This window comes from Pseudomonas mendocina (genome assembly GCF_003008615.1).
GTDB lineage: Bacteria > Pseudomonadota > Gammaproteobacteria > Pseudomonadales > Pseudomonadaceae > Aquipseudomonas > Aquipseudomonas mendocina_C.
In genome coordinates this window covers 5187397-5214360 of sequence record NZ_CP027657.1, presented here as the reverse complement: position 1 = coordinate 5214360, position 26964 = coordinate 5187397, and the positions used below count along the sequence as shown (strand labels likewise).

Sequence of the window (26964 nt, the reverse complement as noted above, 5' to 3'; positions counted from 1 at the left end):
AACTCCTCATGTAGGAGCGGCTTCAGCCGCGAATTTCACCGACCATTTCGCGGCTGAAGCCGCTCCTACACGATGCTATGTCCTGGCGGAGTTAACCGATCCAGTGTTGCCAGACCAGGCGCGCGGTCAGTGCCAGCACCACGGTGATGAATACCGGGCGGATGAATTTCGAGCCGCCCTTGATCGCCGTGCGTGCACCGAGAAAGGCGCCGACCATCAGCGCCGCGCCCATGCTCAGGCCAAGCACCCAGGCCACCTGACCGAATGCGATAAACACCGCTAACGCCGCGGCATTGCTGACGAAGTTCATGGTGCGTGCCACGCCGCTGGCCCGTACCAGATCGAGTGGGTACATCAGCAAGCTGCTGACCGTCCAGAATGCCCCGGTGCCTGGGCCCGCTACTCCGTCATAGAGGCCCAGGCCCAGCCCTTGTGGCCATTGTCGGCCACGGGCGATCGGCAGGTCATGTTCGGCCGGTGCCTCGGGCATGCGGCCGAACAGCAGGTACAGGCCGCAGGCGAAGACGATCACCGGCAGCATCTGGTTGAGCCAGGCGGCTGGCATCCAGTGGGCGATGACGGCACCAAGCAGGGCGCCGACCAGCGTCGCCAACAGCGCGTTGCGCCATTGCTTGGGGTCGAAGAGCTTGCGCCGGTAGAAGGTCAGTGCAGCGGTACCCGAGCCGAACGTGGCGCACAACTTGTTGGTGCCGAGCACCAGGTGCGGTGGCAAGCCCGCGGTGAGCAGGGCGGGGATGGTCAGCAGGCCGCCGCCACCGGCGATGGCGTCGATGAAGCCAGCGATGAAGGCGACCAGGGCGAGAATGGCCAGTGTGCTGGGGTCGATGGCGAGCTCGAGAGCGAAGGGCATATTAAAGTGTCGACTTGTGGGCGAATGCGCAGCCTGCTGGCTGTTCGTCGTGAGGAGAGCTGCGCATAATGCCGGGATTTCGCCAGAGAAGGAACGCAATCGATGCAATACGACGGGTTGGCCTGGGCCGTGGCGCTATTGGCCGTATTGGCGCTGCTGGTGGCACTGCGCATCCTGCTCAATACAGGCTGGTTCCTCGGCTGGTTGCGTGGCACCTGTGGTCTGGCATTTCTCGCGTTGGCCGGGCTGGTGGGCCTGGTAGCGTACGACCTGTATGCCTACGAACCGTTGCAGCCGGGTAAGCCGTTGGTGACGCTGAGCTTCAAGGCCGATGGCCTGCAACGTTATCAGGTGACGCTGCTCGAAGGTGGGCGCGAGCGCACGGTTACTCTGGAAGGCGACATGTGGCAGCTCGATGGCCGACTGATTCGCTGGAAAGGCCTGGCCGAGTTGATCGGTCTGGAGCCTGGCTACCGACTGGAGCGTTTGTCCGGGCGTTTTCTGGCCATCGAGCAGCAAGCATTGGCGCAGCATGGTCGCGTACAGCTGGCCGAAAGCCCCTATGGCGTCGATCTGTGGCGCTGGCTGCGCATGAATCAGCGTGATTTGCTGCTGTTCGACCCACAGGCGTTGCGTGTGACTTATCTGCCGATTGCCGCCGACGCGGTCTATAGCGTCAGTCTGACTCCGACCGGCCTGCTGGCTGAGCCGATGAATCCTGCAGCCGAAGCCGCGCTGAAGGATTGGTAAGCGGTAACAGGGTGTGGCGGAAGTAGGGTGTGCCGTGCGCTCCGATAGACCGAATCCATCTGCGGTGCGCACGGCGCACCCTACAAAAAAGGCACCTGCAAGGTGCCTTTGTCGTTGATGCCGTCGACCTCAGGAGAGGAAGCCGCCGTCGACATTCAGCGCCACACCGGTGGTGTAGCTGGAGGCTTCACTGGCCAGGTACAGCACCGCACCGGCCATCTCGCTCGGATCAGCCACGCGCTTGAGCGGGATGCGCTGCAGGGCGTGCTTGAGGATGGCGTCGTTCTTGGTCAGCGCCGAGGCGAACTTGGTGTCGGTCAGGCCTGGCAGCAGGGCGTTGCAGCGAATGCCGAACTGCGCGCATTCCTTGGCGAATACCTTGGTCATGCTGATTACCGCAGCCTTGGTCACCGAGTAGATGCCCTGGAATTCGCCCGGCGAGACGCCATTGATCGAGGCGACGTTGATGATCGAGCCACCGCCGTTGCCCTTCATCAACTTGCCGCCTTCGATGGACATGAAGTAGTAGCCGCGAATGTTCACGTCCACGGTCTTCTGGAAGGCGGAGAGGTCGGTGTCCAGCACATTGCAGAACTGCGGGTTGGTCGCGGCGTTGTTGACCAGGATGTCGAGACGGCCGAACTGTTCCTTGATCTGCGCGAAGACGTTGGTGATCTGCTCCATCTCGCCGATGTGGCAGGCGATGGCAGTGGCCTTGCCACCCTCGGCGGTGATGGCGTCAGCCACGGCCTGGCAGCCGTCGATCTTGCGGCTGGAGACGATCACATGGGCGCCTTGCTGGGCCAGCAACTTGGCGATGGCCTCGCCGATGCCGCGGCTGGCGCCGGAGACGAAGGCGATCTTGCCGTCGAGGTCGAACAGTTGGGTCTTGGACATTGTGATTACCCCGGGGTTAGAGAGTGGATTTGCCGATGACCTGCAGGCACATCTGCTCCAGCAGCTTGTTCATGTGAATGAACTGGGCGAAGCGCTTGTCCTGGGTCTGGCCGTGGTAGAAGCGGTAGTAGATCTGCTGGACGATACCGGCCAGGCGAAACAGGCCATAGGTGTAGTAGAAATCGAAGCTGTTGATCTCGATGCCAGCTTTTTCGGCGTAGTAGTCGACGAACTGCTGGCGGGTGAGCATGCCTGGCGCGTTGCTCGGTTGGCGCCGCATCAGTTGCACCGGCGCCGGGTCGCCGGCTTCGATCCAGTAGGCCAGGGTATTGCCCAGATCCATCAGTGGGTCGCCGATGGTGGTCATCTCCCAGTCGAGCACACCGATGATCTGCATCGGGTTGTTCGGGTCGAGGATCACGTTGTCGAAGCGGTAGTCGTTATGCACGATGCCGGGCTTGTGGTGATCGGCCGGCATCTTGTCGTTGAGCCAGGCCTTGACCGGTTCCCAGGTTGGTGCATCCGGGGTCAGGGCCTTCTGGTAACGGTCGCTCCAGCCCTTGATCTGGCGCTCGACATAACCCTCGGGCTTGCCCAGGTCGCCCAGGCCGCAGGCCTTGTAGTCGACGTTGTGCAGCTCCACCAGCTTGTCGATGAAGCTCTTGCACAGCGCGGTGGTCTGCTTGGCGCTGAAATTCAGCTCGGCCGGCATCTCCGAGCGCAGGATGATGCCCTTGACCCGCTCCATGACGTAGAACTCGGCGCCGATCACCGACTCGTCGGTGCAGTGCACGTAGGCCTTGGGGCAGTAGGGGAAGCCGGCGTTGAGCTGATTTAGGATGCGGTACTCGCGGCCCATGTCATGGGCCGACTTGGCCTTGTGGCCGAAGGGCGGGCGGCGCAGGACGAACTCCTGCTGCGGGTACTCGATCAGGTAGGTCAGGTTCGAAGCGCCGCCGGGGAACTGGCTGATCTTGGCTTCACCGCTCAGGCCTGGAATATTGGCTTTCAGATAGGTGTCGATGACTGCAGCATCAAGTTCTTCGCCAGTACGGATACGGGTGGATTGGTCAGTGAGCGCCATGCTTATCCCTTCTACTTATGATGGGTGCCCCAGATAATTGGCTAATCTAATGCTGCACCCTGGCTGTCACAAGCAATACGCGCCGTTATAGGCGGGCGTGTTGCACCTCGATCAAACTGCCTGATCAGTCATTTTCGACCTGAGCTTTCGCTTGTGCGCAGGCAATAAAAAACCGGAGTGCCAGGACTCCGGTTTTCGTGTTTTGCGCTCAGCTCGCCGATCAGACCGGGAACAGTTCGCCCAGCTTCATCGCCAGCATCATGTCGCCTTCGGCGCGCAGCTTGCCAGCCATGAAGGCCTGCATGCCGTCGGTTTCGCCGCTGACGATGCCCTTGAGGGTTTCGCTGTCCATGATCAGGGTCACGTTGGCGTTCGGGTTGTCGCCTTGTTCGAGGGCGCAGGTGCCGTCTTTTACGATCAGCGCGTAGTTTTCGCCATCTTCGATGTTGAATTGGAATACCAGATCCAGGCCTGCAGCGGCGCTGGCGTTGAACTTGGACTGCATGGTTTGGGCGATGTCAGCAACACTCATGGTCTTATCCTTTTTAGGTTGTTTCGCGCAGCCTCGCGGCCGCAGTGGGCTGGAACTCATCGATAGGTGATGAGCTCCGGCGCCTTCAGCAGCTGTAAATGCACATGGCTGTTGAAGGAAGCCAGACTCACCTCGCTGCCACGGAATTTCAGCTGGCTGAGCGAGGTATTGACGATTTGCCAATTCAGTTCGAAGGCCTTTGCCGCCGGTACGCCGGTAATCAGGCGGAGCAGGGCGGTGATGGTGCCACCGGAGGTGAACACGGCGATGTTCTGTTTGCTGTTGGCCTGTTCGAGGATGCGCCGCAGGCCGCTTTCAACCTGTTCGACATAGGCCTGCCAGCTTTGCAGGCCGGGTTTGTCATGTTCGCCGGAAATCCAGCGCTGGATCAGTTTGGCGAACAGGCGCTGGAACTCGGCGCGGTTCTGCGCACCGTTGCGCAGGATATGCAGGGCTTCGGGCTCTTCCGGCAGCAGATCCGGCAGCAGCGTGCGAATCACTGCATCGGCATCGAATTCGTTGAAGGCGTCGTCGATATCCAGCGCCGGTGCGTTGCTCATACGTTGCAGCGCCGCGCTGGCGGTGTGTTGCTGGCGGCGCAGGCTGCCGCTGACGCAGCGATCGAGGCTGATGCCGAGTTGCTCGAGGTGTTCACCCAGCACTTCGGCCTGGCGTACGCCGACGGGAGACAGGACATCGTAGTCGTCTGCACCGAATGAAGCCTGGCCATGTCGAATCAGATAGATGCTGCCCACGTCCGTACTGGTCTCGGCACGTTGAATGTTTCGCGAGGGTATGAGGAAGCTCAGGGGCTGTCAACGAAAAAACATACGCTTGTTTGAATTGCTTGTATGGCAATCGCAGCAGCGCTGCCGAGGTTGGCCGGCAGGCCGCTGCGCCGGTATGCTTGGGCCTTTGTGCGCCCAGGCGCCGCCGCAATGTCCGAGGGGGATCCGTGGAGTTTCTTAGCGAGTACGCCAGCTTTCTGGCGAAAACCCTGACCCTGGTGGTCGCCATCGTCGTGGTACTCGTGACGATCGCCGCCACGCGCGGCAAAGGGCGGCGCGGCAGTGGTCAGCTGCAGGTGCAGAAGCTCAATGACTTCTACAAGGATCTGCGCGAGCGCATGGAGCAGAGCGTGTTGTCCAAGGATCAGCTCAAGGCCACGCGCAAGGCGGAAGCCAAAGCTGCCAAACAGGAGAAGAAAGCGCCGCCCAGCAAGCCGCGGGTGTTCGTGCTGGATTTCGATGGCGATATCAAGGCATCGGCCACCGACAACCTGCGCCATGAAGTGACGGCGTTGTTGTCCATGGCCAAGGCCGAGGACGAAGTGGTGCTACGCCTGGAAAGCGGTGGCGGCATGGTGCACAGCTACGGTCTGGCCTCTTCACAGCTGGTGCGCATCCGCGACGCTGGCATTCCGCTGACCGTGTGCGTTGACAAGGTAGCCGCCAGCGGCGGCTACATGATGGCCTGCATCGGCCAGAAGATTCTCAGTGCGCCTTTCGCCATTCTCGGCTCCATCGGCGTGGTGGCGCAGTTGCCCAATGTGCATCGCTTGCTGAAAAAGCACGAAATCGATTTCGAAGTGCTGACCGCCGGTGAATACAAGCGCACGCTGACCGTCTTTGGCGAAAACACCGAGAAAGGTCGGGAGAAATTCCAGGAAGACCTGGAAACCACCCACGAACTGTTCAAGGGTTTCGTCGCCCGTTACCGCCCGCAACTGGACATCGACGCCATCGCCACCGGCGAAGTCTGGCTGGGCATGGCCGCGCAGGAGCGCCTGCTGGTGGATGAGCTCAAGACCAGCGACCAGTATCTGGCCGAGCGCGCCGCCGAGGCTGAACTGTTCCATCTACATTTCGCTCAGAAAAAGAGCCTGCAGGAGCGTGTCGGGCTGGCTGCCAGCATGGCACTGGATCGCTTCGTCCTGACCTGGTTGAGCCGGCTCAATCAACAACGCTTCTGATAACGCTTCGTTCATGATGGGCTGCACGGCCGACTCGCGTCGCGCAGCAGCAAACCACGACAAGAGGAGAGGGTGATGACCGAGTTCAAGGCCTTGCTGGTCAGCGAAGGCGCCGATGGCGGTTTCCAGCGTGAAGTAGTCCAGCGCAACGTCGAGCAGCTGCCGCAGGGCGAGTTGTTGATCCGCGTGCGCTATTCCTCGCTCAACTACAAGGATGCCCTGTCCGCCAGCGGCAATCGTGGCGTGACCAAGGCCTACCCGCATACGCCTGGTATCGACGCGGCGGGTGTGGTCGAGGCTTCCAGCGTTGCCGAGTTCGCCGTGGGTGACGAGGTGATCGTCACCGGCTACGACCTGGGCATGAATACCGCCGGTGGTTTCGGCCAGTACATCCGCGTGCCGGCGGCCTGGGCGATCAAGCGCCCGCAGGGGCTGCCGCTGCGCGAGGCGATGATCCTCGGCACTGCCGGCCTGACCGCTGCACTGTGCGTGGACAAGCTGGAGCAGGCTGGCGTCACCCCAGAGTCCGGCACCGTGCTGGTCACGGGCGCTACGGGCGGCGTCGGCAGCATCGCGGTCGTGCTGCTCAAACAGCTCGGTTATCGTGTTGCCGCCGCCACCGGCAAGGCCGAACAGGCTGATTTTCTGCGTAACCTGGGTGCTGACGAGATCGTCAGCCGCGAAGAGCTGCAGCAGGGTAGCGAACGTCCGATGCTCAAGGAGCGCTGGGCGGGAGCGGTGGATACGGTGGGTGGTGACATCCTGTTCAATGTGGTCAAGTCGCTGCGCCACAGCGGTAGCGTGGCCTGCTGCGGTCTGACCGCTGGCGTTGGCTTCCAGGCTTCGGTACTGCCGTTCATCCTGCGCGGCGTCAACCTGCTGGGGGTGGACTCGGTAGAGCTGCCGCTGGTGGTCAAGGCGTCGATGTGGGACAAGCTGTCGCTGCAGTGGAAGCTCGATCTTTCCGCGTTGTGCCAGGAAATTGGCCTGACGGAGTTGCCGGGGGCCATCGAACGGATACTGGCCGGCGGCATGGTCGGCCGTATCCTGGTGCGGCTCGACTGAGTACTGAACGAGGCCCGTCGATGACGGGCCTCTGCATTTTCAGGCCTGGCTGACGTACATGGTGATTTCCGCGCGGAACACCGGCTTGTCGCCGACGTAGGCCATCACCGGCACCTTGATGTCGCCGGTCTGGCTCCAATCCACCTGGCTGCCGTCGGCCACCGTACGGATATCGCCATCGGCCTTCGCCAGGTATTCCACCGTCATGCCCTTGGGAATCCAGCGGCAACCGGCAGGAATGGAGGCGTCGGTCATGCTGCCGGCGGCAAGCTCGGCAGCATTGCACAAGGCAATGGCGTGCACCGTACCAATATGGTTGAGCACTTCGCGGCGCTTGGCGAAGCTGACTTCGGCATAGCCGGGACGCAACTCGACCATCTGCGGAGCGATACTGGCGAAGTAGGGGGCGACTTGACCGATCATCGCGCTGAACTGGGCAGCGCCGGCCTGCTGGAACATCTGCAACATCTGACTCATGACTCTCTCCTGCGTGTTTGCGATTGAAGATGAGCGCGCGCCGAGGCAGTATACGAGTGTTAGAAAATTATTCTAGAAAAATATTCTAGTCATAAGGAGCGACATGGCTCGTCCATCGCGTAAAGACGAGATCCTGCAGGCTGCGTTGGCCTGCTTCACCGAGCACGGCGTCGATGTCACCACCATCGAGATGATTCGCGATCGTTCTGGTGCGAGCATCGGCAGTCTGTATCACCACTTCGGCAACAAGGAGCGGATCATTGCCGCGCTCTATCTGGCCGGCACTGCGCAATACGCAGACTTGTTGCAGCGCGGGTTTGCCAAGGCAGTCAGCGCCGAGGCCTGCGTTAAGCTGCTGGTGACCAGTTACATCGACTGGGTGGTGGCCAATCCGGATTGGGCGCGCTTCATCCTGCACAGCCGCAGTCGGGTCGAGGCGGGGGAAATGGGTGGTGCCCTGCGCGAAGCCAATCGCCAGCATTTCGCGCAGATTCTCACGGCGCTCGCCGAATACCGCCTACAGGGACTGTTCAAGGCGCTACCAGATGACTGCTTCGCCTCGGTGGTAATCGGCCCGACGCACGATCTGGCGCGCAACTGGCTGGCCGGCCGCACCCAGAGTGAGCTGGGCGAGTGCCGTGATCTGTTGGCGCAGATCGCCTGGGACAGCGTGAAAAGCAGCGGCTAGTCGAAGCGATAGATATCCATACCCAGCGCGCCATAGGTGAACCCAGTGTGCGCGACGCTGAAGGTGCCGCCGGCGCCGCGGGCGAAGAACAGCGGCAGTAGGTGCTCGTCACTCGGATGGTTGCGCACGGCGTTTGGCGCCAGGTGGCGGTAATCGTGCAGCGCCTGTTCGTCATCGGCTGCGAGTTTTTCCACCATCCAGTCGCGAAATGCCTGGGCCCAGGGCGTGATGACTTTCGGACCTGCGCGCCAGTTCAGCTCGCCCAGATTGTGGGTGATGCTACCGGAGCCGATAAGCAAGATGTCTTGCTCACGCAGGCCGCTCAGTGCGCGGCCCACACGGGTCTGCAGCTCGGGGCCGAGGCGGCTGGGTAGTGAAATCTGCAGTACGGGAATGTCGGCTTGCGGATACATCAGCGACAACGGAACCCAGGCGCCATGATCGAATGGGCGCTGGGCCTCGAGCTCTGTCGGCAGGCCCGCGTCATTCAATTGCTCTGCGATCTCCTTGGCCAGCGCTGGTGCGCCGGGAGCGGGATACTGCACGGCATACAATGGGGCTGGGAAACCGCCGAAGTCGTGCCAGGTCTGCGGTTGCTCGCCTGCCGTCACTAGCAAATGCTGGTTTTCCCAGTGCGCCGACACCACCACGATAGCCTTGGGCCTGGGCAGTTCGGCGGCCAGTTTGGCCAGGGCTGGGCCGCTGGCGCCCGGCTCCAGAGCCAGCATGGGTGAACCGTGGGATATGAACAGTGAGGGCAGCATGGCGATCAGCTCCTGAAGTAGGATGACACCATCTTCGTCGCTGGATCTATCGACTTCCAGTATAAATAGTTGAGCATTCCTATCGAATTTGTGGAGAGTTATCCATGCATGAAGCGTTCTGGCAGGAGCGTTGGGCGCGTAGCCAAATCGGTTTTCATCAGGAGAAGGTCAATGGCTATCTGCGCCGTCATTGGTCAGCGCTCGGGCTACCCAACGATGCCGCGGTGCTGGTGCCGCTGTGTGGCAAGAGCCTCGACCTGGCGTGGCTGGCGGAGCAGGGGCATGCCGTGATCGGGGTGGAGTTGGCCGAGCGGGCGGTACAGGATTTCTTCGCCGAGCGTGATGTGCAGCCGCATGTATCGCAGCAAGGCGCCTTCAAGGTCTATCAGGCAGGCGCGCTGTGGATTCTCTGCGGCGACTTTTTCGCGCTGAGCCGTGAGGACGTTGCCGGTTGCCAGGCCTTTTATGACCGAGCCGCGTTGATCGCGCTGCCGCCGGAAATGCGTGAGCGCTACGCCGCCCACCTGCAGGCGATATTGCCTGAGACCTGCCAGGGGCTGCTGGTGACGCTGGTGTACGACCAGCAACGCATGGATGGCCCGCCGTTCTCGGTAGAGGATGCCGAAGTCGAGCAGCGCTTCACTCCAGGCTGGATGCTGCGGGAAGTGGAGCGTAAGGATGTGCTGAGCGGCAACCCACGCTTTATCGAGAATCAGCTCGAGGCGGTGGAAGAGGTGGTGTTTCACCTGGCGCGCCGTTAAAGCGGCGAGGCAATGAAAAAGGCGACCCTGAGGTCGCCTTTTCTTTTGCGGTTTCGATCAGCCCCGACGGCGCAGCGCCTCGATGCGATCTTCCAGCGGCGGGTGGCTCATCAGCAGGCCAGCCAGGCCGTTCTTCAGGCCGCCGTTGATGCCGAAGGCGGTCAGGCTGTCGGGCATCTGCACCGGCACGCCCTGTTCGGCGCGCAGGCGCTGCAGCGCGGCGATCATCGCGCCGGTACCGGCCAGGCGGGCGCCGGCTTCATCGGCCTTGTATTCACGTTTGCGCGAGAACCACATGACGATGATGCTGGCCAGAATGCCCAGCACAAGCTCGGCGAAGATGGTTGCGACGAAGTAGCCGATACCATGGCCGTCTTCGTTCTTCAGGATCGCCTTGTCGACGAAGTTACCGAAGATGCGTGCGAAGAACATCACGAAGGTGTTCACCACGCCCTGAATCAGTGCCAGGGTGACCATGTCGCCGTTGGCCACGTGGCCGATCTCGTGGGCCAGCACCGCGCGCACTTCATCGGGCGAGAAGCGTTCGAGCAGGCCCTGGCTGACGGCGACCAGCGCGTCGTTCTTGTTCCAGCCGGTGGCGAAGGCGTTGGACTCGTAGGCCGGGAAGATACCGACTTCCGGCATTTTGATGCCGGCTTCACGGGACAGCTCCTCGACGGTCTGCAGCAGCCACTGTTCGTGACGGGTGCGCGGCTGGGTGATGATCTGCGTGCCGGTGCTCATCTTCGCCATCCACTTGGACAGGAACAGCGAGACCAGCGAGCCGGCGAAACCGAACACGGCGCAGAAAATCAGCAGGCTGCCATGGTTCTGGCCGGTGAAGCGGTCGACCCCCAGCAGTTTGAGGGTGATGCTGGCGATAACCAGAACCGCCAGGTTGGTGGCCAGGAACAACATAATGCGCATCATGGTGTGAACGGACTCCTCACGAGGAAAGACGTACGAGTAATGCCGGCTATATAAGGGCGCCCCCATGGGGCTTTCAACCAGCGACTATTTCAAACTATGTCTCTTGGCCGTGTAGCGTGCTCTCGAACAGCAGGCGAGTGAGGCGGGCGGTGCGCTCGCCGTGCTGCTGGGCTAGGGCTTCGCGCAGCTGAAAGGCCAGTGTGGCATGGACGCGGCGCACGCTCGGCGGCAACACTTCACCTTCGCGCAGAGCATGGGGAATCGTGCGCGACAGGCGCAGAAAACCCTTCTCGGTCAGCACCGCCTGATCCAGTGCGTCGTAAGCGATGGTCGACTCGAAACGCAGATAGCCTTCCTCGGCCAGCCATAGCAGCGCACCCAGGCAGGCCTGGTGGCGCTTGCTCGGCAGGCCGAACTCATCCGGCTCCTCACGCCCGATCAGGTCTTCCACGTACAACGCCATCTTGCGCGGGAAGGCCTGATAGAGCATTAGCAGGCCGCTGGCGGCGTCCTTGTAGAAGTCGTCTATCTGCAGATCCATGCCGGCTTACTGGCTGTAGCCTTTGAGGAAGTTGCCGATGCGCCCGATAGCCTGCTCCAGGTCGTCGACGCGGGGCAGGGTGACCACGCGGAAGTGATCCGGCCACGGCCAGTTGAAGGCGGTGCCCTGGACGATCAGCAGTTTTTCCGAGAGCAGCAGGTCAAGGACGAATTTCTCGTCGTTGTGGATCGGGCAAACCTTCGGGTCGATCTTCGGGAAGGCATACAGCGCGCCCATGGGCTTGACGCAGCTGACGCCAGGAATGTCGTTGAGCAGCTCCCAGGTGCGGTTACGCTGCTCCAGCAGACGGCCGTTGGGCAGCACCAGGTCGTTGATGCTCTGGTAGCCGCCGAGCGCGGTCTGGATCGCATGCTGACTTGGCACGTTGGCACACAGGCGCATGTTGGCCAGGATATCCAGGCCTTCGATATAGCTCTGCGCCTTGTGCTTGGGCCCGGAGATGGCGACCCAGCCGGAACGGAAGCCCGCCACGCGGTAGCTCTTGGACAGACCGTTGAAGGTCAGGCAGAGCACGTCCGGTGCCAGCGAGGCAGTGCTGATGTGCACGGCTTCGTCGTAGAGGATCTTGTCGTAGATCTCGTCGGAGAAGATCACCAGGTTATGCTGGCGCGCCAGCTCGACGATGTCCTGCAGCACTTCGCGCGAGTACACCGCGCCGGTGGGGTTGTTAGGGTTGATCAGTACCAGCGCCTTGGTATTCGGGGTGATCTTGGCGCGCATGTCGGCGATGTCGGGGAACCAGCCGGCCTGCTCGTCACACAGGTAGTGCACCGGCTTGCCACCGGAAAGCGCCACCGCGGCGGTCCACAGCGGGTAGTCGGGGGCGGGAATCAGCACCTCGTCACCGTTGTTGAGCAGCGCCTGCATGGCCATCACGATCAGCTCGGACACGCCGTTACCGAGGTAGATGTCCTCGATGCCGACGCCTTCGACCTGCTTCTGCTGGTAGTACTGCATCACGGCTTTACGGGCGCTGAACAGGCCCTTGGAGTCGCTGTAGCCCTGCGCGGTCGGCAGGTTGCGGATGACGTCCTGGAGAATTTCTTCCGGTGCCTCGAAACCGAACGGCGCCGGGTTGCCGATGTTCAGCTTGAGGATGCGATGGCCTTCCTCTTCCAGACGCTTGGCGTGCTTGAGCACTGGCCCGCGAATGTCATAGCAGACGTTGGCGAGCTTGTTCGATTTGCTGACCTGCATGTGAGAAATCCCGATCGATGGAGAACCCGCCAATGTGGCTTGCCAGTATCTCCGGGTGGAGAAACTGGCAGCCTGAAACGCGGGTGACAGACTGGGGTCGAATCATACGTTGCAGCCTGTGTGCGGCAAAGGTGCTGCCCTGGCTTTTTTGTGGTTTGCCGCGCAGAGTGGGTCACCCATTGGGCAGCGCCCTGAGGGCTGGGCGTTAGATTGTTTTGTCAATGCGCACTTGGCCGACGATCACTGCGCTGTGGTTCGTGGCAGAATTCCCGCCAGTGCAATCTCCGGCTGCTTAATCGAGGAGGAAACCGTTCGTGGACAAGCTCGACAAACCCCTGGATGCATGGCGTGACGAATTATCCCAGGAGCAATTCCATGTCTGCCGGCTGGGCGGTACTGAACGCCCGTTCAGCGGCCAGTATCACGATGACAAGACGCCCGGCATTTACCATTGCGCCTGTTGTGGCGAAGCATTGTTCGACTCCGATGCGAAATACGATTCCGGCAGCGGCTGGCCGAGCTATTTTCAGCCGGTGGGTGAGGCGGTCATCCGTGAGCTGGACGACTTCAGCCATGGCATGCACCGCATCGAGGTCAAATGCGCCAAGTGCGACGCGCACCTGGGCCATGTGTTCCCTGATGGGCCGCGTCCCACCGGTTTACGTTACTGCATCAACTCGGTATCACTGAAGCTGATTCCGCGCGAGTGATCGCAGCCTGTCATCCTGCGGCGGGCTCAGCTCTGGCGAGCCTGCTCACGGCTTTCTTCCAACGCATCGCAGGCCTGCTGGATCATGTCTTCGGTGATCGGCACTTCGCGGCCCTGACCATCGATGATAAAACCGCCCACTGGCTCCTGCGTTTGATTGCGGGTGGTGCATTGGGCTGCGGTGTCTTGCATGCTCATGGCCTGTCTCCTCATCGTTAATGCGCGCCACTCTAGAGTGCCCAGATGAAGGCGCGGTGACAGTTCAAAGTCTGCTCCGGGTCGGCATCCGCTCGCGGCTAAGCCCGGTTCTGGTTCGCGATACTTTGAACAGATTTCAAGACGGCGGAACTCCGTCACAAAATACAGTGCGAAAGTCGTATAGCAGGCTGCATGCCAGCCTGCGTGGAACGAGGAACTCATGTCGCGTTTTCATATCGGTCTGATCATCAATCCACTGGCTGGGCTGGGCGGCCCGGCAGGGTTCAAGGGCAGCGACGGCATGGCCGAGCAGGCGCTGGCTCTGGGTTTCGAGCCAAAAGCCGCGCAACGTACACGTACGGCGCTTGAACAGTTGTTGACCCTGCGTGAGCGCATAGAGTTCGTCAGCTATTCGGGCGTCATGGGTGGCGATCTTTTGGCGCAGATGGGCTTCGAGCATCGCCTGCTGGGGCAGGTCGCCCCAGCGCTAACCACAGCAGAAGACACCCGCCGGGCCGTGCAGCAACTGCAGGGCGCAGGCGTGGCGTTGATTCTGTTTGCAGGCGGCGATGGCACAGCTCGCGATGTCTGCGCGGCTGTCAGGGAGGGGCAGCCGGTACTGGGCATTCCGGCCGGGGTAAAAATTCAGTCTGGCGTCTACGCCATCAGCCCACGCGCAGCAGGCGAGCTGACTGCACGACTGGTCGAAGGTGGCCTGGTTCGTCTGGCCAGCGGTGAAGTACGCGATATCGATGAGAATGCCTTGCGTGAGGGGCGCGTGACTGCACGCTGGTATGGCGAGCTGTGCGTGCCGCAGGAAGGTGGTTACGTACAGGCGGTCAAGCAGGGCGGTATGGAGTCCGAAGAACTGGTGCTGGCGGATCTTGCCGCCTGGCTGGAGGCAGAGTGGGAGCCTGGCGCGCGTTACGTGTTGGGCCCCGGTTCGACCTTGCACGGCCTGGCACAGAACCTGGGGCTGGAAACCACGTTGCTGGGCGTCGATGTGATCGAGGATGGTCAGGTCATCGCTCGTGACGTCAACGAAGCCGAGCTGTTCGGCCTGGTCGAGGGCCGTCCGACTTACCTGCTGGTGACCGCCATTGGTGGCCAGGGCCATATCATCGGCCGCGGCAATCAGCAGATCAGCCCGCGCGTGTTGCGTGCCATTGGCCTGGAGCGCCTGCGCGTGGTGGCGACCAAGCGCAAGCTGGCGACCCTGGAAGGAAGGCCGCTGCTGGTCGATAGTGGCGACGTGACGCTGGACGATGCCTTTCCAGATGCGGTGCGGGTCTGGGCTGGCTATAAGGAAGAACTGCTGTATCCCCTGAGTCGATAGGAGATCGATATGCGAATGGTGATCGCGCTGCTGGTCTGGTCGCTGGCTTTTGCCGCGCAGGCCATCGAGGCGGACAAGCTGGTACTCGATGCGCGCAAACAGGTTGGCGTGACCCTGAGCTATGACCCGGCCTACCGGAAACTGAGCTATCCAGGCGGCGACGTGCCCATGGCCACCGGGGTCTGCACCGATGTGGTGATCCGTGCGCTGCGCCAACAGGGGTTGGATCTGCAGGAGTCGGTACATCGCGATATGCGTGGCAACTTCTCGGTCTACCCGAAACACTGGGGGTTGAGCCGCCCCGACAGCAATATCGACCACCGCCGCGTGCCCAACCTGATGACCTGGTTCAAGCGCCAGGGCTGGTCACTGCCGGTCAAACAGGATGCCTCGGCCTACCGGGCCGGCGATATCGTCACCTGGGATCTGGGCCGCGGCCTCACCCACATCGGCATCGTCAGCGACCGTCAGGCTGCAACCGGCACACCGCTGGTGCTGCACAACATTGGCCGGGGTACGCAGGAGGAGGACATTCTGTTCGCCTACCGCATTACTGGCCATTACCGGCCGCTGGCGCAGCAGGCGAGGGCTGGCCAATGACGCAGCAGTCGTTGCCGCCGAATCTTGCTGCAGGCGAGCGTGTCGTTCTGTTCGATGGCGTCTGCAAACTCTGCAACGGCTGGGCGAGATTCCTCATTCGCCATGACCGGCAGCGACAGTTTCGCCTGGCTTCGGTGCAGTCGGCACAGGGCCAGGCATTGCTGGCCTGGTACGGCCTGCCGACCGACCGCTTCGACACGATGGCGCTGATCGACGAGGCCGGGTTGCATGTACGTTCCTCGGCGTTGCTGCGCATCCTCGCCCGCTTGCCCCAGCCCTGGCGTAGCCTCAGCTGGCTGCGTCTGATCCCGCGCTCACTACGCGATTGGAGTTACGACCGCATTGCGCTGAATCGCTACCACCTGTTCGGCCGGCATGAGGTCTGCCTGCTGCCCAGCGCCGACCATGCCGAGCGCTTCCTGCATGACTGAGGTGCGCCTGGCGCAGATTGCCTGGCTCGCTCGATTGGCCCTGGCGCTGGTGTTCATCTGGCATGGGCTGGCACCGAAGATTCTCTGGCTCAGCCCTGACGAGGTGGCGATGATCGGGGCTCACGGCCTGCCTGATTACCCGCTGTTCGCCCCGGAGGTGATCGCCCGTATCGCTGGCGTCGCCGAAATACTTCTGGGCATCGTGCTGCTGACGGTGCGTCGCCAGCGCTGGCCCTTGCTGGTCGCTGGCGCAGTATTGCTGGCGCTGTTGCTTGATGTTGCGTTGTTCAGTCCCCATCTGTTGATCCAGGCGTTCAATCCGCTTTCGACCAACCTGGCCACGCTGGCTTTGTGCGCAGTGGCCTGGCTGGCCGAAGCGCCCTCGGCTGCTGACTCCTGAGACCTGTCATGACATCGATGCTTTCCTCCCGCCAGCGTGGCGCCATACGCCTGGCCTGGCGCTTCATCGCGCCTTATCGCAGCCGAGTAGTGGGCGCGCTGCTGGCGCTGATGTTCACGGCGGCGATCACCCTGTCCATGGGCCAGGGCATCAAGCTGCTGGTGGATCAGGGCCTGGCCACGCAATCGCCGGCAGCGTTGCGGCAGTCGCTGCTGCTGTTCTTCGTGCTGGTACTGGCGCTGGCCTTCGGCACCTATACACGTTTCTATCTGGTGTCGTGGATCGGCGAGCGGGTGGTCGCGGATATCCGCCGGCGTGTCTTCGATCATCTGATCGAACTGCACCCAGGCTTCTACGAGAGCAATCGCAGTTCGGAGATCCAGTCACGGCTGACTGCCGATACCACGCTACTGCAATCGGTGATCGGCTCGTCGCTGTCGATGGCGCTGCGCAACCTGATCATGCTGGTTGGCGGCAGTGTGCTGCTGGTGGTCACCAATCCCAAGCTCAGCGGCATTGTCCTGCTGGCCTTACCGCTGGTGGTGGCGCCAATCCTGCTGTTTGGCCGCCGCGTGCGCGCACTGTCGCGGCAAAGCCAGGATCGCGTGGCGGATGTCGGCAGCTACGTGGGCGAGGCGCTGGGGCAGATCAAGACGGTGCAGGCCTACAACCACCAGGACGAGGACAAGCGTCGTTTCGGTGAGTCCGCCGAGGCGGCGTTCGATGTGGCGCGCAAGCGTATCGCCCAGCGTTCATGGTTGATCACCGTGGTCATCGTGCTGGTGCTCGGTGCGGTGGGGGTGATGCTCTGGGTCGGTGGCATGGATGTGATCGCCGGGCGCATTTCTGGCGGCGAACTGGCCGCTTTCGTGTTCTACAGCCTGATCGTCGGCTCGTCGTTCGGCACCTTGAGCGAGGTGATCGGCGAGTTGCAGCGTGCGGCCGGCGCCGCCGAGCGTATTGGCGAGCTGCTGCGTGCCAGTAACGCCATCGTGGCGCCGCCGCAGCCGCAGCACCTGTCACAGCCGGTGCAGGGGCGTATCGAACTGCAGGGCGTGCGCTTTGCCTATCCGTCACGCTCGGACAGCTATGCCATCGATGGCATCGACCTGCAGGTGGCAGCGGGGGAGACCTTGGCTCTGGTTGGCCCTTCCGGGGCAGGCAAGTCGACGCTGTTTGACCTGCTGCTGCGCTTCTTCGATCCGCAGGCCGGGCGCATCCTCATCGATGGCGTGCCGATCGATCAGCTTGATCCGCGTGAGTTACGTGCCAGTTTCGCCCTGGTTTCGCAGAATCCTGCGCTGTTTTTCGGCTCGGTCGAGGACAACATTCGCTACGGTCGCCTGGATGCCAGCCAGGCCGAGGTGGAAGCTGCTGCACGGGCGGCGCACGCTCATGAGTTCATCCAGCGCCTGCCACAGGGTTATCAGACTCATCTCGGTGAGGCTGGGCTCGGACTTTCCGGTGGCCAGCGTCAGCGTCTGGCGATTGCCCGTGCCTTGCTTGCCGATGCGCGGATCCTGCTGCTGGACGAGGCGACCAGCGCACTGGATGCCGAGAGTGAACATCTGATCCAGCAGGCGCTGCCATCGCTGATGGCCGGACGCACGACGCTGGTGATCGCCCATCGTCTGGCCACGGTGAAACAGGCGGATCGCATCGCGGTGATCGAGCAGGGGCGTCTGGCCGCGATTGGCCGGCATGCCGAGCTGATCGAGAGCAGCCCTTTGTATGCGCGGTTGGCTGAGCTGCAGTTCGGCAGCTAGCTCTTGGGTCTGATGGTGGCAGCGGCGCCGGCCGAGGCGATGATGATCGCGCCGACGGCCAGCCACTGCCCCCAGAGCAGTTTCTCACCGAGAAAGATCAGGCCGCACAGCGCGGCGACAGCCGGCTCCAGGCTCATCAGGACACTGAAGGTGCGTGCCGGCAGGCGCGTCAGGGCGACCATCTCCAGGCTGTAGGGCAGGGCGGAAGACAACAGCGCGACGCCCAGTGCGATTGGCAGCAAATCGACGCTCAGCAGATCGCTACCGGCATGCCAGACCCCGATGGGTAGAACCAGTAGCGCGGCGACCCAGGTACCCAGCGCAACGGTGTGGCGCCCATGCTGGGCGCCGGCTTTCTGGCCGAAGATGATGTACAGCGACCAGCAAACGCCCGCACCGAGCGCCAGGGCGGCGCCAAGCGGGTCGATGGCGCTCTGCGTGGCACCGGTGGGTAGCAGCATCCACAGTCCAGCGATGGCCAGAATGACCCAGACGAAATCCAGCAGACGGCGTGAAGAAAACAGCGCCAGGGCCAGTGGGCCGGTGAATTCCAGGGCCACGGCGATGCCCAGTGGAATGCTCTGCAGCGACATGTAGAAGAGCAGGTTCATGCCGCCCAGGGACAGGCCGTAGGCGACGAGGGCCTGGCACTTGCGCAGATCCAGCCTGGCCCGCCAGGGCTGCATCACCAGCGACAGAATGATCGCACCGAGCACCAGGCGCAGCGCCGTGGTGCCCTCGGCACCGACCAGGGGGAACAGGTTCTTGGCCAGCGATGCACCGCTCTGGATCGAGACCATGGCCACCACGAGCAGGGCGATGGGGGCAAAAAGTGCGGTGCGCGACATGGGGCTGTGTCCTGGTGCTGATCATCAAAGAAAAAACCGGCCGCTGGGGCCGGTTCTTCGTGGCGCCTTGTGGCTTAGCGGTATTCGCAGAGGTAGGCGGTATCCACAGCCACCTTCAGCTGGAACTTGCTGTTGGCTTCGACGGTGAACTTGCTGCCGGCTTCAAAGGTGTTCCAGCTGTCGCTACCCGGCAGTTTGACGGTCAGGGCGCCGGCGACGACATGCATGACTTCCAGTTGGCTGGTGCCGAATTCGTATTCGCCCGGGGCCATCACGCCAATGGTGGCAGGGCCTTCAGCCATGGTGAAGCCGATGGATTTGACGGTGCCGTCGAAGTACTCGTTGACCTTGAACATCTGCGATTCCTCGGAAGGGGTTGGAAAAATTGCTGGGAGCCAGTTTTAACGTCGCCTGGCGACGACCCGAAGGGTGACCGCCATGAATGGCAGGCCATAAAAGGGCGCCAGTATGCCCAAGCGCTTTTTTTTCGTCATCACCCTTTAACGGGGAGAACCAGCGGCAGCAGGCGTGCGGTATTGCGCGCGTCCTCCAGGGCACGGTGCTGTTGCCCCTGAAACTGCATACCGGCCAGTTGCAGGGCGCTGTGAAGGCCGACGGGGCGTGGCAACTGACGCGCCTTGGCGAAGGCTTGTTTGAGGTTCAGGTGCGGAACATCGGCCAACAGGCTATGCAGCTGATGCTGGCGCCATTCCTGTTCCAGTTGGCGGCGGTCGTAGTCCCCCCAACTGCTCCAGCCAGCCAGACGCGGCGCATGTTGTCCCAGCCAGCGTTCGAACTGGGCCCACACCTGAGGCAAGGCGGCGGCGCTATCGATCTCGGCCTGGGTGATGTGGGTGAGTTCGCGGCAGAAGTCGGTCAGGCAGGGCCGGCGTTGCGGTTTGATGATGCGCTGAAAATGGTCGCGCTCATGACCATCTGCTCCGACCAGGCTGGCACCGATCTCGATGATTTCCATTTCTTCCATCGCCCAGCCGCCTTCGTCGGTGGTGGCTTCCAGGTCGATGACTAGCCAATGCCCCATGGGCGCTCCTTAGAACCTGTCTGCGATCTTTTGCACTTCGGCCCTGCTGCATTGAAAAGGTTCCTGGCATCAGATCAGGCTCAAGCCCTCGCTCTGAACGAAACCGCTGGCAGTATGGAAGGCCTTTTCGAGCAGGGCAAACGCCGTGTTAGGCTCTGCCGCCTGTATCTGGAGGAGGTTGGTATGGCAAAGGTCGCGTTTCTCGGTTTGGGCGTCATGGGCTATCCAATGGCCGGGCATCTGGCGCGCAAAGGGCATCAGGTGACGGTCTACAACCGCTCGCCGGGCAAGGCCGAGCAATGGATGGGCGAATACGCCGGCAGCAGTGCGCCTACACCGCGTGAGGCCGTGCAGGGTGCTGAGCTGGTGATGTGCTGCGTGGGTAACGATGATGACCTGCGCAGCGTGGTTCTGGGTGAGCAGGGCGCTTTCGCGGGTATGGCGCCGGGCGCCATCCTGGTCGATCACACCACGGCCTCGGCCGATGTCGCGCGGGAGCTGGCAGCTATCGCCGCTGAGCGCGGCCTGGGTTTTCTCGATGCACCGGTGTCCGGTGGTCAGGCGGGCGCCGTCAACGGCGTGCTGACGGTGATGGTTGGCGGCGAACCGCAAGCCTATGCCGCCGCCGAAGCCGCTATCCAGAGCTATGCGCGAATGATTCGACTGATGGGGCCGGCCGGTAGCGGGCAGTTGACCAAGATGGTCAACCAGATCTGCATCGCCGGCCTGGTTCAGGGGTTGGCCGAGGCGCTGAACTTCGCTCAATGCGCCGGTCTCGATGGCCACGCGGTGGTCGATGTGATCAGCAAGGGCGCTGCGCAATCCTGGCAGATGGAAAATCGCTACAAGACCATGCTGGCCGGTGAGTTCGACTTCGGTTTCGCCGTCGACTGGATGCGCAAGGATCTGTCGATCCTGCTCGAAGAGTCGCGTCGCAATGGCGCGCAACTGCCGGTCACGGCGCTGGTCGACCAGTTCTACGCCGACGTGCAGGGCATGGGCGGTGGCCGCTGGGATACCTCCAGCCTGTTGGCGCGCCTGCAGCGTAACCACTGATCATGAAAGGCCTCGACTGGCGGCGCGCGCCTCATTAGGATCGCCGCCGTTCGTTTCGCGTCGTCGAGGTCTTCTCATGGAATGTCGTGCCGGTTGTGGTGCCTGCTGCATCGCGCCCTCCATCAGTTCGCCGATTCCAGGCATGCCCGAAGGCAAGCCAGCCGGCGTGCGTTGTCTCCATCTTTCCGTTGACTATCTCTGCGCCCTGTTCGGGCGGGCGGAGCGTCCGGCTGTGTGCGCTGCATTCAAGGCTGACGAGCTTGTCTGTGGCGACAGCCGTGAGAGTGCCATTCGAATGCTGGGTTGGCTCGAGCAGGCGACTGCTTGATGATCTGAACCCGCTATGATCATCAGCGGTCGAAACGCAAACAATCCCCAGGGAGCTGGTCTGAAGATGATCCGTATTTCCGCATTGGCCATGATGTTGTGTGCGAGCGCTGCCCATGCCGCCGAGAGGCCGTGGCAGCTGGAACGGGAGGAGGACGGCATTCGTGTCTACCTGGCCGAGGTGCCGGGGTCGAAGTACAAGGCCTACCGTGGCGTGGTCACGGTAAAAAGCGATTTGCCGCATTTGCTGGCCTTGCAGGAGGACGTTTCAGGCTCCTGCGCTTGGATCTTCAGCTGTCAGCAGCAGCGGCTGCTGGAGACCAAGGACGATGTCAGCGAAATCTATACTCGCTTCGAGATGCCCTGGCCGGTGAAGTCGCGTGATTCGGTGATTCAAGTCACCACTCGAACCGAGCCTGACGGCAGCGTCACGCGTCTGCTCAAGGCCGTGCCTGAGCGCCTGCCGGAAGAAAAGGACTTCGTGCGGGTCAGTCGGGTCGATGGTCAGTGGCATATGAAGCCGCTGAGCGATGGTGAGGTGGAAGTGACTTACGAGGTGCATACCGAACCGGGTGGTAGCGTACCGTCCTGGCTGGCCAACAGCTTTGTGGTCGATGCGCCGCTGGAAACGCTGAAAGGGCTGCGTGCGCAGGCCGAGGGACGTTGAGACGCGCTGGATAGCTGGATAAATGAAAAAAGGCTGCCAAGTGGCAGCCTTTTTCGTGATGCAGCGCTATCAGTCGCGGTTGGCAGGCAGGTCGCGCTGCTCGTAGCCGGTGTACAGCTGACGCGGGCGGCCGATCTTGTACGGGCCGGAGAGCATTTCCTTCCAGTGCGAGATCCAGCCGACGGTGCGTGCCAGGGCGAAGATCACGGTGAACATGCTGGTCGGAATGCCGATCGCCTTGAGGATGATCCCCGAATAGAAGTCGACGTTCGGGTACAGGTTGCGTTCCTTGAAGTACGGATCGGTCAGGGCGATCTCTTCCAGGCGCATGGCCAGTTCCAGCTGCGGATCGTTGGTGATGCCCAGCTCGCCGAGGACTTCGTCGCAGGTCTGCTTCATCACGGTAGCGCGCGGGTCGCGGTTCTTGTAGACGCGATGGCCGAAACCCATGAGCTTGAACGGATCGTTCTTGTCCTTGGCCTTGGCGATGAACTTGTCGATGTTCGATACGTCACCGATCTCGTCCAGCATGGCCAGTACGGCTTCGTTGGCGCCACCGTGTGCCGGGCCCCACAGTGCTGCGATGCCGGCTGCGATACAGGCGAACGGGTTGGCGCCTGAGGAGCCTGCCAGGCGCACGGTGGAGGTGGAGGCGTTCTGCTCGTGATCGGCATGGAGGATGAAGATCTTGTCCATGGCCTTGGCCAGCACCGGGCTGATCGGTTTGATCTCGGCCGGGGTGTTGAACATCATGTGCAGGAAGTTTTCCGCGTAGTTCAGGTCGTTACGCGGGTACATCATGGGTTGGCCCATGGAGTACTTGTAGGTCATGGCCGCGATGGTCGGCATCTTGGCGACCAGGCGCATGGCCGAAATCTCGCGATGGCGCGGATTATTGATGTCCAGCGAGTCATGATAGAAGGCAGAGAGGGCGCCCACTACGCCGCACATGATGGCCATTGGGTGGGCATCGCGGCGGAAGCCGTTGAAGAAGGTCTTCAACTGCTCGTGAACCATGGTGTGGTTCTTGATGGTGCTGACGAACTGGGCCTTCTCTTCCTTGCTCGGCAGTTCGCCATTGAGCAGCAGGTAACAGGTTTCCAGGTAGTCGGAGTCTTCGGCGAGTTGCTCGATCGGATAGCCGCGGTGCAGCAGGATGCCCTTGTCACCATCGATATAGGTGATCTTCGACTCGCAAGAGGCGGTCGACATGAAGCCGGGATCAAAAGTGAAGCGACCCGTGGCGGTCAGGCCCCGCACGTCGATTACATCAGGACCAACGGTGCCGGTCAGAACAGGCAGTTCGACGGGGGCTGCGCCCTCGATGATCAACTGCGCTTTTTTGTCAGCCATGTTTGGCCTCCTAATTATGCTTGGAATCATCAACCAGCCCCCCACGCAGGGCCCGCACCACTATAGTGGGATAAATCCGAAAGTCAATTTGCGAAAACCCAGCTGGCAGAAGGGTTTCGGCGTGGTTTTCAACGAAAAAAGGCCGCTATTTACGTCATTTTTTTGCAGTCTGCAATGCGCTTTTTAGGGGGGGAGGTCGCATTGTCATTAGTCTGCTAACTGTCTATACTCTGCGGCCGACCGCCACAGGCTTTAGGGCCGTGTCATGGCGGTTGTCACTCATTGGGTGATGGGTACCTTGCCAGTGCACTTCCCAACAACTTTGCCCTGATAGTTAGGGGCTCTCAGTGTGATAAAAAAGCCGTGAATAGCCAACGACCTGTAAACCTAGACCTTCGGACTATCAAGCTTCCGATCACCGCTTACACGTCCATTCTTCACCGTATCTCCGGTGTCATCCTCTTTGTCGGTATCGCCATCCTGCTGTTCGGCCTCGACAAGTCGCTGACCTCCGAAGAGGGCTTCGCCCAAGTGAAAGAATGCCTGACCAGCCCGCTGGCCAAGTTCGTGATCTGGGGTCTTCTGTCCGCTCTGCTGTACCACCTGGTGGCCGGTGTGCGCCATCTGATCATGGATGTCGGCGTCGGTGAGACGCTTGAAGGCGGCAAGCTGGGCTCGAAAATCGTGCTTGTCATCTCGGTCATCGTGATCGTGCTGCTGGGGGTATGGATATGGTAACCAACGTTACGAACTTCTCGCGTTCGGGCCTCTATGACTGGATGGCGCAACGCGTTTCTGCGGTCGTTCTCGCGGCTTACACGCTGTTTCTGCTGAGCTATGTGATCTGTAATCCAGGAATGGGCTACGCCGAATGGCACGGTCTGTTCTCTCACACTGCGATGCGCATCTTCAGCCTTCTGGCGCTGGTTGCGCTGATCGTGCACGCCTGGGTAGGTATGTGGACCATCACTACCGACTACCTGACGCCCATGGCCATTGGCCGCTGGGCTACCGGCGTGCGTTTCCTGGTCCAGGCGGCATGTGGCGTTCTCCAGTTCGTCCTGTTCGTCTGGGGCGTGCAGATTCTGTGGGGTTTCTGATTCATGGCTAGCATCCGTACTCTTTCCTATGACGCCATCATCGTAGGTGGCGGTGGCGCTGGTATGCGCGCAGCGCTGCAGCTGGCTCAGGGCGGTCACAAGACTGCCGTGGTCACCAAGGTGTTCCCGACTCGCTCGCACACCGTATCTGCTCAAGGTGGCATCACCTGCGCCATCGCTTCGGCCGACCCGAACGATGATTGGCGCTGGCACATGTACGATACCGTCAAAGGTTCCGACTACATCGGTGACCAGGACGCTATCGAATACATGTGTTCCGTCGGCCCGGAGGCCGTGTTCGAACTCGAGCACATGGGCCTGCCGTTCTCCCGTACCGAGCAAGGCCGCATCTATCAGCGTCCGTTCGGCGGTCAGTCCAAGGGACCTGATAATCCGACTCAGGCTGCCCGTACCTGCGCCGCTGCCGACCGTACCGGTCACGCACTGCTGCACACCCTGTATCAGGCCAACCTGAAAGCCGGCACCTCGTTCCTCAACGAGTGGTATGCAGTCGATCTGGTGAAGAACCAGGACGGCGCCATCGTCGGCATCATCGCCATCTGCATCGAGACTGGCGAAACCGTCTACATCCGCTCCAAGGCCGTGGTTCTGGCCACTGGCGGTGCTGGTCGTATCTACGCCTCCACCACCAACGCCCTGATCAACACTGGCGACGGCGTGGGCATGGCTCTGCGTGCTGGTGTACCGGTGCAGGACATCGAGATGTGGCAGTTCCACCCGACCGGTATCGCCGGCGCCGGTGTACTGGTTACCGAAGGCTGCCGTGGTGAGGGTGGTTACCTGATCAACGCCCATGGCGAGCGCTTCATGGAGCGTTACGCTCCGAACGCCAAAGACCTGGCTGGCCGCGATGTCGTTGCCCGCTCCATGGTCAAGGAAGTGATTGCCGGCAACGGCTGTGGCCCGGACAAGGATCACGTGCTGCTCAAACTCGATCACCTGGGCGAAGAAGTACTGCACAGCCGCCTGCCAGGCATTTGCGAACTGTCGAAGACCTTCGCGCATGTCGACCCGGTTGTCGCGCCGGTTCCGGTCATTCCGACCTGCCACTACATGATGGGCGGCGTTGCCACCAACATTCATGGCCAGGCAATGACTCAGGACGCCAACGGCAACGACAAGATCATCGAAGGCCTGTTCGCCGTAGGTGAAGTGGCGTGCGTATCGGTACATGGCGCCAACCGTCTGGGCGGCAACTCGCTGCTCGACCTGGTCGTGTTCGGCCGTGCTGCCGGCCTGCACCTGGAAAAAGCGCTGAAAGAAGGCGTGGAAGTCCGTGGTGCCAGCGAAACCGACATCGAGCAGTCGCTGTCGCGTCTGGCTGGCGTCAACGAGCGCAGCACTGGCGAAGATGTCGCGCCGCTGCGTAAAGAGCTGCAACAGTGCATGCAGAACTACTTCGGTGTATTCCGTACTGGCGAATACATGCAGAAGGGCATCCAACAACTGGCCGACCTGCGTGAGCGCATCGCGAAAGTCAAAATCGCGGACAAGAGCCAGGCGTTCAACACTGCGCGTATCGAAGCGCTGGAACTGCAAAACCTGCTCGAAGTCGCCGAAGCGACCGCGGTCGCAGCCGAGGCTCGTAAAGAGTCCCGTGGCGCCCACGCTCGTGAAGACTTTGAGGAGCGCGATGACCAGAACTGGCTGTGCCACTCCCTGTACTTCCCAGGCGAGAAGCGCGTTGCCAAGCGTGCCGTCAACTTCGCGCCGAAGACCGTTCCGGCATTTGAACCCAAGGTTCGGACTTATTAAGGGTGACTGATATGTTGCAAGTCAGTGTTTATCGCTACAACCCGGAGAAAGACGCTGCTCCGTTTATGCAGGACTTCCAGGTCGATACCGGCGGCAAGGACATCATGGTTCTTGACGTGCTGGCGCTGATCAAGGAACAGGACGAAGGCTTCTCCTACCGTCGCTCCTGCCGTGAAGGTGTATGTGGCTCCGACGGCATGAACATCAATGGCAAGAACGGCCTCGCCTGCATCACGCCGATCTCCGCTGCCGGCCTCAAGGGCGGCAAGCTGGTGATTCGTCCGCTGCCAGGTCTGCCGGTCATTCGTGACTTGGTCGTCGACATGAGCATCTTCTACAAGCAGTACGAGAAGGTGCAGCCGTTCCTGCAGAACGATACGCCGGCTCCGGCCATCGAGCGCCTGCAGTCGCCGGAAGAGCGCGAGAAGCTCGACGGGCTATACGAGTGCATTCTGTGCGCTTGCTGCTCGACCAGCTGCCCGTCGTTCTGGTGGAACCCGGACAAGTTCCTCGGTCCCGCTGCACTGCTGCAGGCCTACCGCTTCCTGGCCGACAGCCGTGACACCAAGACCAGCGAGCGTCTGGCGTCCCTGGACGACCCGTTCAGCGTGTTCCGCTGCCGCGGCATCATGAACTGCGTGAACGTGTGCCCGAAAGGGCTGAACCCGACCAAGGCCATTGGTCACGTTCGCAACATGTTGCTGCAAAGCGGTACCTGATTCGAAAGTTGCTGTACCTGTAACACCTGCAAGTCCGGCTTCGGCCGGCCTTGCAGTAAAAGCCAGAACCGCAGCCCACAAAGCCG

The 26964-nt window shown here is 61.6% G+C and carries 33 protein-coding genes; 18 read left to right on the top strand and 15 right to left on the bottom strand.

The window, feature by feature from the left end; all coding sequences use genetic code 11:
* Positions 1-91: 91 nt before the first annotated feature.
* Positions 92-871, bottom strand: a complete 780-nt coding sequence (locus C7A17_RS24095; RefSeq protein ID WP_106741468.1) for a TSUP family transporter — start codon at positions 869-871, stop codon at positions 92-94.
* Positions 872-973: 102 nt separating this feature from the next.
* Between C7A17_RS24095 and C7A17_RS24090 the strand changes: the two genes are divergently transcribed.
* Positions 974-1621, top strand: a complete 648-nt coding sequence (locus tag C7A17_RS24090; protein WP_106741466.1) for a hypothetical protein — start codon at positions 974-976, stop codon at positions 1619-1621.
* Between the two features lie 129 nt (positions 1622-1750).
* Here the strand turns inward: C7A17_RS24090 and C7A17_RS24085 are convergent, their stop codons facing one another.
* From C7A17_RS24085 to C7A17_RS24070, 4 genes are all read right to left on the bottom strand, one after another.
* Entirely contained in the window at positions 1751-2518 is a 768-nt protein-coding gene (locus C7A17_RS24085) for an SDR family oxidoreductase (protein WP_106741463.1), read from the bottom strand.
* A 16-nt stretch (positions 2519-2534) separates the two neighbouring features.
* Complete coding sequence (locus tag C7A17_RS24080) at positions 2535-3602, bottom strand: phosphotransferase family protein (RefSeq protein WP_106741461.1); 1068 nt, start codon at positions 3600-3602, stop codon at positions 2535-2537.
* Positions 3603-3822: 220 nt separating this feature from the next.
* Positions 3823-4134 carry an SCP2 sterol-binding domain-containing protein gene (locus C7A17_RS24075; RefSeq protein ID WP_003459932.1) on the bottom strand — a complete coding sequence of 104 codons (312 nt, stop codon included), beginning with the start codon at positions 4132-4134 and terminating at the stop codon, positions 3823-3825.
* Positions 4135-4190: 56 nt separating this feature from the next.
* On the bottom strand, positions 4191-4889 hold the full coding sequence (locus C7A17_RS24070; RefSeq protein ID WP_106741458.1) for a histidine phosphatase family protein: 699 nt from the start codon (positions 4887-4889) through the stop codon (positions 4191-4193).
* Positions 4890-5089: 200 nt separating this feature from the next.
* Between C7A17_RS24070 and sohB the strand changes: the two genes are divergently transcribed.
* Positions 5090-6106, top strand: a complete 1017-nt coding sequence (sohB, locus tag C7A17_RS24065; protein WP_106741456.1) for a protease SohB — start codon at positions 5090-5092, stop codon at positions 6104-6106.
* Between the two features lie 75 nt (positions 6107-6181).
* Positions 6182-7171, top strand: coding sequence for a YhdH/YhfP family quinone oxidoreductase (locus C7A17_RS24060; RefSeq protein WP_106741454.1), 990 nt, complete (start codon positions 6182-6184; stop codon positions 7169-7171).
* Between the two features lie 39 nt (positions 7172-7210).
* On the opposite strand, the gene C7A17_RS24055 is transcribed toward C7A17_RS24060, so the two are convergent.
* Positions 7211-7648 (bottom strand): hotdog fold domain-containing protein, encoded by a 438-nt coding sequence (locus C7A17_RS24055; RefSeq protein WP_106741452.1) that lies wholly within the window; start codon positions 7646-7648, stop codon positions 7211-7213.
* Positions 7649-7751: 103 nt separating this feature from the next.
* Here C7A17_RS24055 and C7A17_RS24050 point away from each other — a divergent pair, with 103 nt between their 5' ends.
* Positions 7752-8336, top strand: a complete 585-nt coding sequence (locus C7A17_RS24050) for a TetR/AcrR family transcriptional regulator (protein ID WP_106741450.1) — start codon at positions 7752-7754, stop codon at positions 8334-8336.
* Here C7A17_RS24050 and C7A17_RS24045 read toward each other — a convergent pair.
* Positions 8333-9100: a DODA-type extradiol aromatic ring-opening family dioxygenase gene (locus C7A17_RS24045; protein ID WP_106741448.1), complete on the bottom strand. Its 768-nt coding sequence runs from the start codon at positions 9098-9100 to the stop codon at positions 8333-8335. The two genes, C7A17_RS24050 and C7A17_RS24045, sit on opposite strands and share 4 nt — an antisense overlap.
* Before the next feature lie 104 nt (positions 9101-9204).
* Here C7A17_RS24045 and C7A17_RS24040 point away from each other — a divergent pair, with 104 nt between their 5' ends.
* Positions 9205-9861, top strand: coding sequence for a thiopurine S-methyltransferase (locus tag C7A17_RS24040; protein ID WP_106741446.1), 657 nt, complete (start codon positions 9205-9207; stop codon positions 9859-9861).
* Between the two features lie 57 nt (positions 9862-9918).
* Here the strand turns inward: C7A17_RS24040 and htpX are convergent, their stop codons facing one another.
* The 3 genes from htpX to C7A17_RS24025 form a co-directional block, all read right to left on the bottom strand.
* Complete coding sequence (gene htpX, locus C7A17_RS24035; RefSeq protein WP_099524396.1) at positions 9919-10791, bottom strand: protease HtpX; 873 nt, start codon at positions 10789-10791, stop codon at positions 9919-9921.
* A 94-nt stretch (positions 10792-10885) separates the two neighbouring features.
* A complete protein-coding gene (locus C7A17_RS24030) occupies positions 10886-11332 on the bottom strand; it encodes a hypothetical protein (protein WP_106741443.1) in 447 nt (148 codons plus the stop codon).
* Positions 11333-11338: 6 nt separating this feature from the next.
* Complete coding sequence (locus C7A17_RS24025) at positions 11339-12550, bottom strand: pyridoxal phosphate-dependent aminotransferase (protein ID WP_106741440.1); 1212 nt, start codon at positions 12548-12550, stop codon at positions 11339-11341.
* A gap of 314 nt (positions 12551-12864) precedes the next feature.
* On the opposite strand from C7A17_RS24025, the gene msrB reads away from it, so the two are divergent.
* The gene (msrB, locus tag C7A17_RS24020) at positions 12865-13260 is read left to right on the top strand and encodes a peptide-methionine (R)-S-oxide reductase MsrB (RefSeq protein WP_106741437.1); all 396 of its coding nucleotides are present in this window, start codon (positions 12865-12867) and stop codon (positions 13258-13260) included.
* A gap of 26 nt (positions 13261-13286) precedes the next feature.
* Here the strand turns inward: msrB and C7A17_RS26980 are convergent, their stop codons facing one another.
* On the bottom strand, positions 13287-13457 hold the full coding sequence (locus C7A17_RS26980; RefSeq protein ID WP_199796368.1) for a PA1571 family protein: 171 nt from the start codon (positions 13455-13457) through the stop codon (positions 13287-13289).
* 220 nt (positions 13458-13677) lie between these two features.
* Here C7A17_RS26980 and C7A17_RS24015 point away from each other — a divergent pair, with 220 nt between their 5' ends.
* The 5 genes from C7A17_RS24015 to C7A17_RS23995 are packed head-to-tail and all read left to right on the top strand — an operon-like array spanning position 13678 to position 17990.
* Positions 13678-14793, top strand: a complete 1116-nt coding sequence (locus C7A17_RS24015; RefSeq protein ID WP_106741435.1) for an ATP-NAD kinase family protein — start codon at positions 13678-13680, stop codon at positions 14791-14793.
* Between the two features lie 9 nt (positions 14794-14802).
* Complete coding sequence (locus tag C7A17_RS24010) at positions 14803-15393, top strand: DUF1287 domain-containing protein (RefSeq protein ID WP_106741432.1); 591 nt, start codon at positions 14803-14805, stop codon at positions 15391-15393.
* Entirely contained in the window at positions 15390-15824 is a 435-nt protein-coding gene (locus C7A17_RS24005) for a thiol-disulfide oxidoreductase DCC family protein (protein WP_106741429.1), read from the top strand. Before C7A17_RS24010 ends, C7A17_RS24005 begins: the two co-directional genes overlap by 4 nt.
* A complete protein-coding gene (locus C7A17_RS24000; RefSeq protein WP_106741426.1) occupies positions 15817-16224 on the top strand; it encodes a DoxX-like family protein in 408 nt (135 codons plus the stop codon). The genes C7A17_RS24005 and C7A17_RS24000 overlap by 8 nt, the downstream gene beginning before the upstream one ends.
* A gap of 8 nt (positions 16225-16232) precedes the next feature.
* Positions 16233-17990: an ABC transporter transmembrane domain-containing protein gene (locus C7A17_RS23995; RefSeq protein WP_106741423.1), complete on the top strand. Its 1758-nt coding sequence runs from the start codon at positions 16233-16235 to the stop codon at positions 17988-17990.
* Here C7A17_RS23995 and rhtA read toward each other — a convergent pair.
* The 3 genes from rhtA to C7A17_RS23980 all read right to left on the bottom strand — a co-directional run bounded on the left by rhtA (position 17987) and on the right by C7A17_RS23980 (position 19880).
* The gene (rhtA, locus tag C7A17_RS23990) at positions 17987-18838 is read right to left on the bottom strand and encodes a threonine/homoserine exporter RhtA (protein ID WP_106741421.1); all 852 of its coding nucleotides are present in this window, start codon (positions 18836-18838) and stop codon (positions 17987-17989) included. The genes C7A17_RS23995 and rhtA overlap by 4 nt on opposite strands.
* Before the next feature lie 74 nt (positions 18839-18912).
* Complete coding sequence (gene ppnP, locus C7A17_RS23985) at positions 18913-19194, bottom strand: pyrimidine/purine nucleoside phosphorylase (RefSeq protein WP_003459961.1); 282 nt, start codon at positions 19192-19194, stop codon at positions 18913-18915.
* 137 nt (positions 19195-19331) lie between these two features.
* The gene (locus C7A17_RS23980) at positions 19332-19880 is read right to left on the bottom strand and encodes a 3'-5' exonuclease (RefSeq protein ID WP_106741419.1); all 549 of its coding nucleotides are present in this window, start codon (positions 19878-19880) and stop codon (positions 19332-19334) included.
* A gap of 183 nt (positions 19881-20063) precedes the next feature.
* On the opposite strand from C7A17_RS23980, the gene C7A17_RS23975 reads away from it, so the two are divergent.
* The 3 genes from C7A17_RS23975 to C7A17_RS23965 all read left to right on the top strand — a co-directional run bounded on the left by C7A17_RS23975 (position 20064) and on the right by C7A17_RS23965 (position 21930).
* Positions 20064-20936, top strand: a complete 873-nt coding sequence (locus C7A17_RS23975; RefSeq protein WP_106743149.1) for an NAD(P)-dependent oxidoreductase — start codon at positions 20064-20066, stop codon at positions 20934-20936.
* A gap of 76 nt (positions 20937-21012) precedes the next feature.
* Positions 21013-21264, top strand: coding sequence for a YkgJ family cysteine cluster protein (locus tag C7A17_RS27140; protein ID WP_106741416.1), 252 nt, complete (start codon positions 21013-21015; stop codon positions 21262-21264).
* Positions 21265-21330: 66 nt separating this feature from the next.
* Complete coding sequence (locus tag C7A17_RS23965) at positions 21331-21930, top strand: START domain-containing protein (RefSeq protein WP_106741414.1); 600 nt, start codon at positions 21331-21333, stop codon at positions 21928-21930.
* Positions 21931-21999: 69 nt separating this feature from the next.
* Here the strand turns inward: C7A17_RS23965 and gltA are convergent, their stop codons facing one another.
* The gene (gltA, locus tag C7A17_RS23960; protein WP_106741412.1) at positions 22000-23283 is read right to left on the bottom strand and encodes a citrate synthase; all 1284 of its coding nucleotides are present in this window, start codon (positions 23281-23283) and stop codon (positions 22000-22002) included.
* A 363-nt stretch (positions 23284-23646) separates the two neighbouring features.
* On the opposite strand from gltA, the gene sdhC reads away from it, so the two are divergent.
* Genes sdhC through C7A17_RS23940 form a run of 4 tightly spaced genes read left to right on the top strand, consistent with a single transcriptional unit; the run spans position 23647 to position 26878 of the window.
* On the top strand, positions 23647-24021 hold the full coding sequence (sdhC, locus tag C7A17_RS23955) for a succinate dehydrogenase, cytochrome b556 subunit (RefSeq protein WP_106741410.1): 375 nt from the start codon (positions 23647-23649) through the stop codon (positions 24019-24021).
* On the top strand, positions 24015-24383 hold the full coding sequence (sdhD, locus tag C7A17_RS23950; protein ID WP_106741407.1) for a succinate dehydrogenase, hydrophobic membrane anchor protein: 369 nt from the start codon (positions 24015-24017) through the stop codon (positions 24381-24383). Before sdhC ends, sdhD begins: the two co-directional genes overlap by 7 nt.
* 3 nt (positions 24384-24386) lie before the next feature.
* On the top strand, positions 24387-26159 hold the full coding sequence (sdhA, locus tag C7A17_RS23945) for a succinate dehydrogenase flavoprotein subunit (RefSeq protein WP_106741405.1): 1773 nt from the start codon (positions 24387-24389) through the stop codon (positions 26157-26159).
* 11 nt (positions 26160-26170) lie between these two features.
* Positions 26171-26878, top strand: coding sequence for a succinate dehydrogenase iron-sulfur subunit (locus C7A17_RS23940; RefSeq protein ID WP_106741402.1), 708 nt, complete (start codon positions 26171-26173; stop codon positions 26876-26878).
* Positions 26879-26964 lie beyond the last annotated feature (86 nt).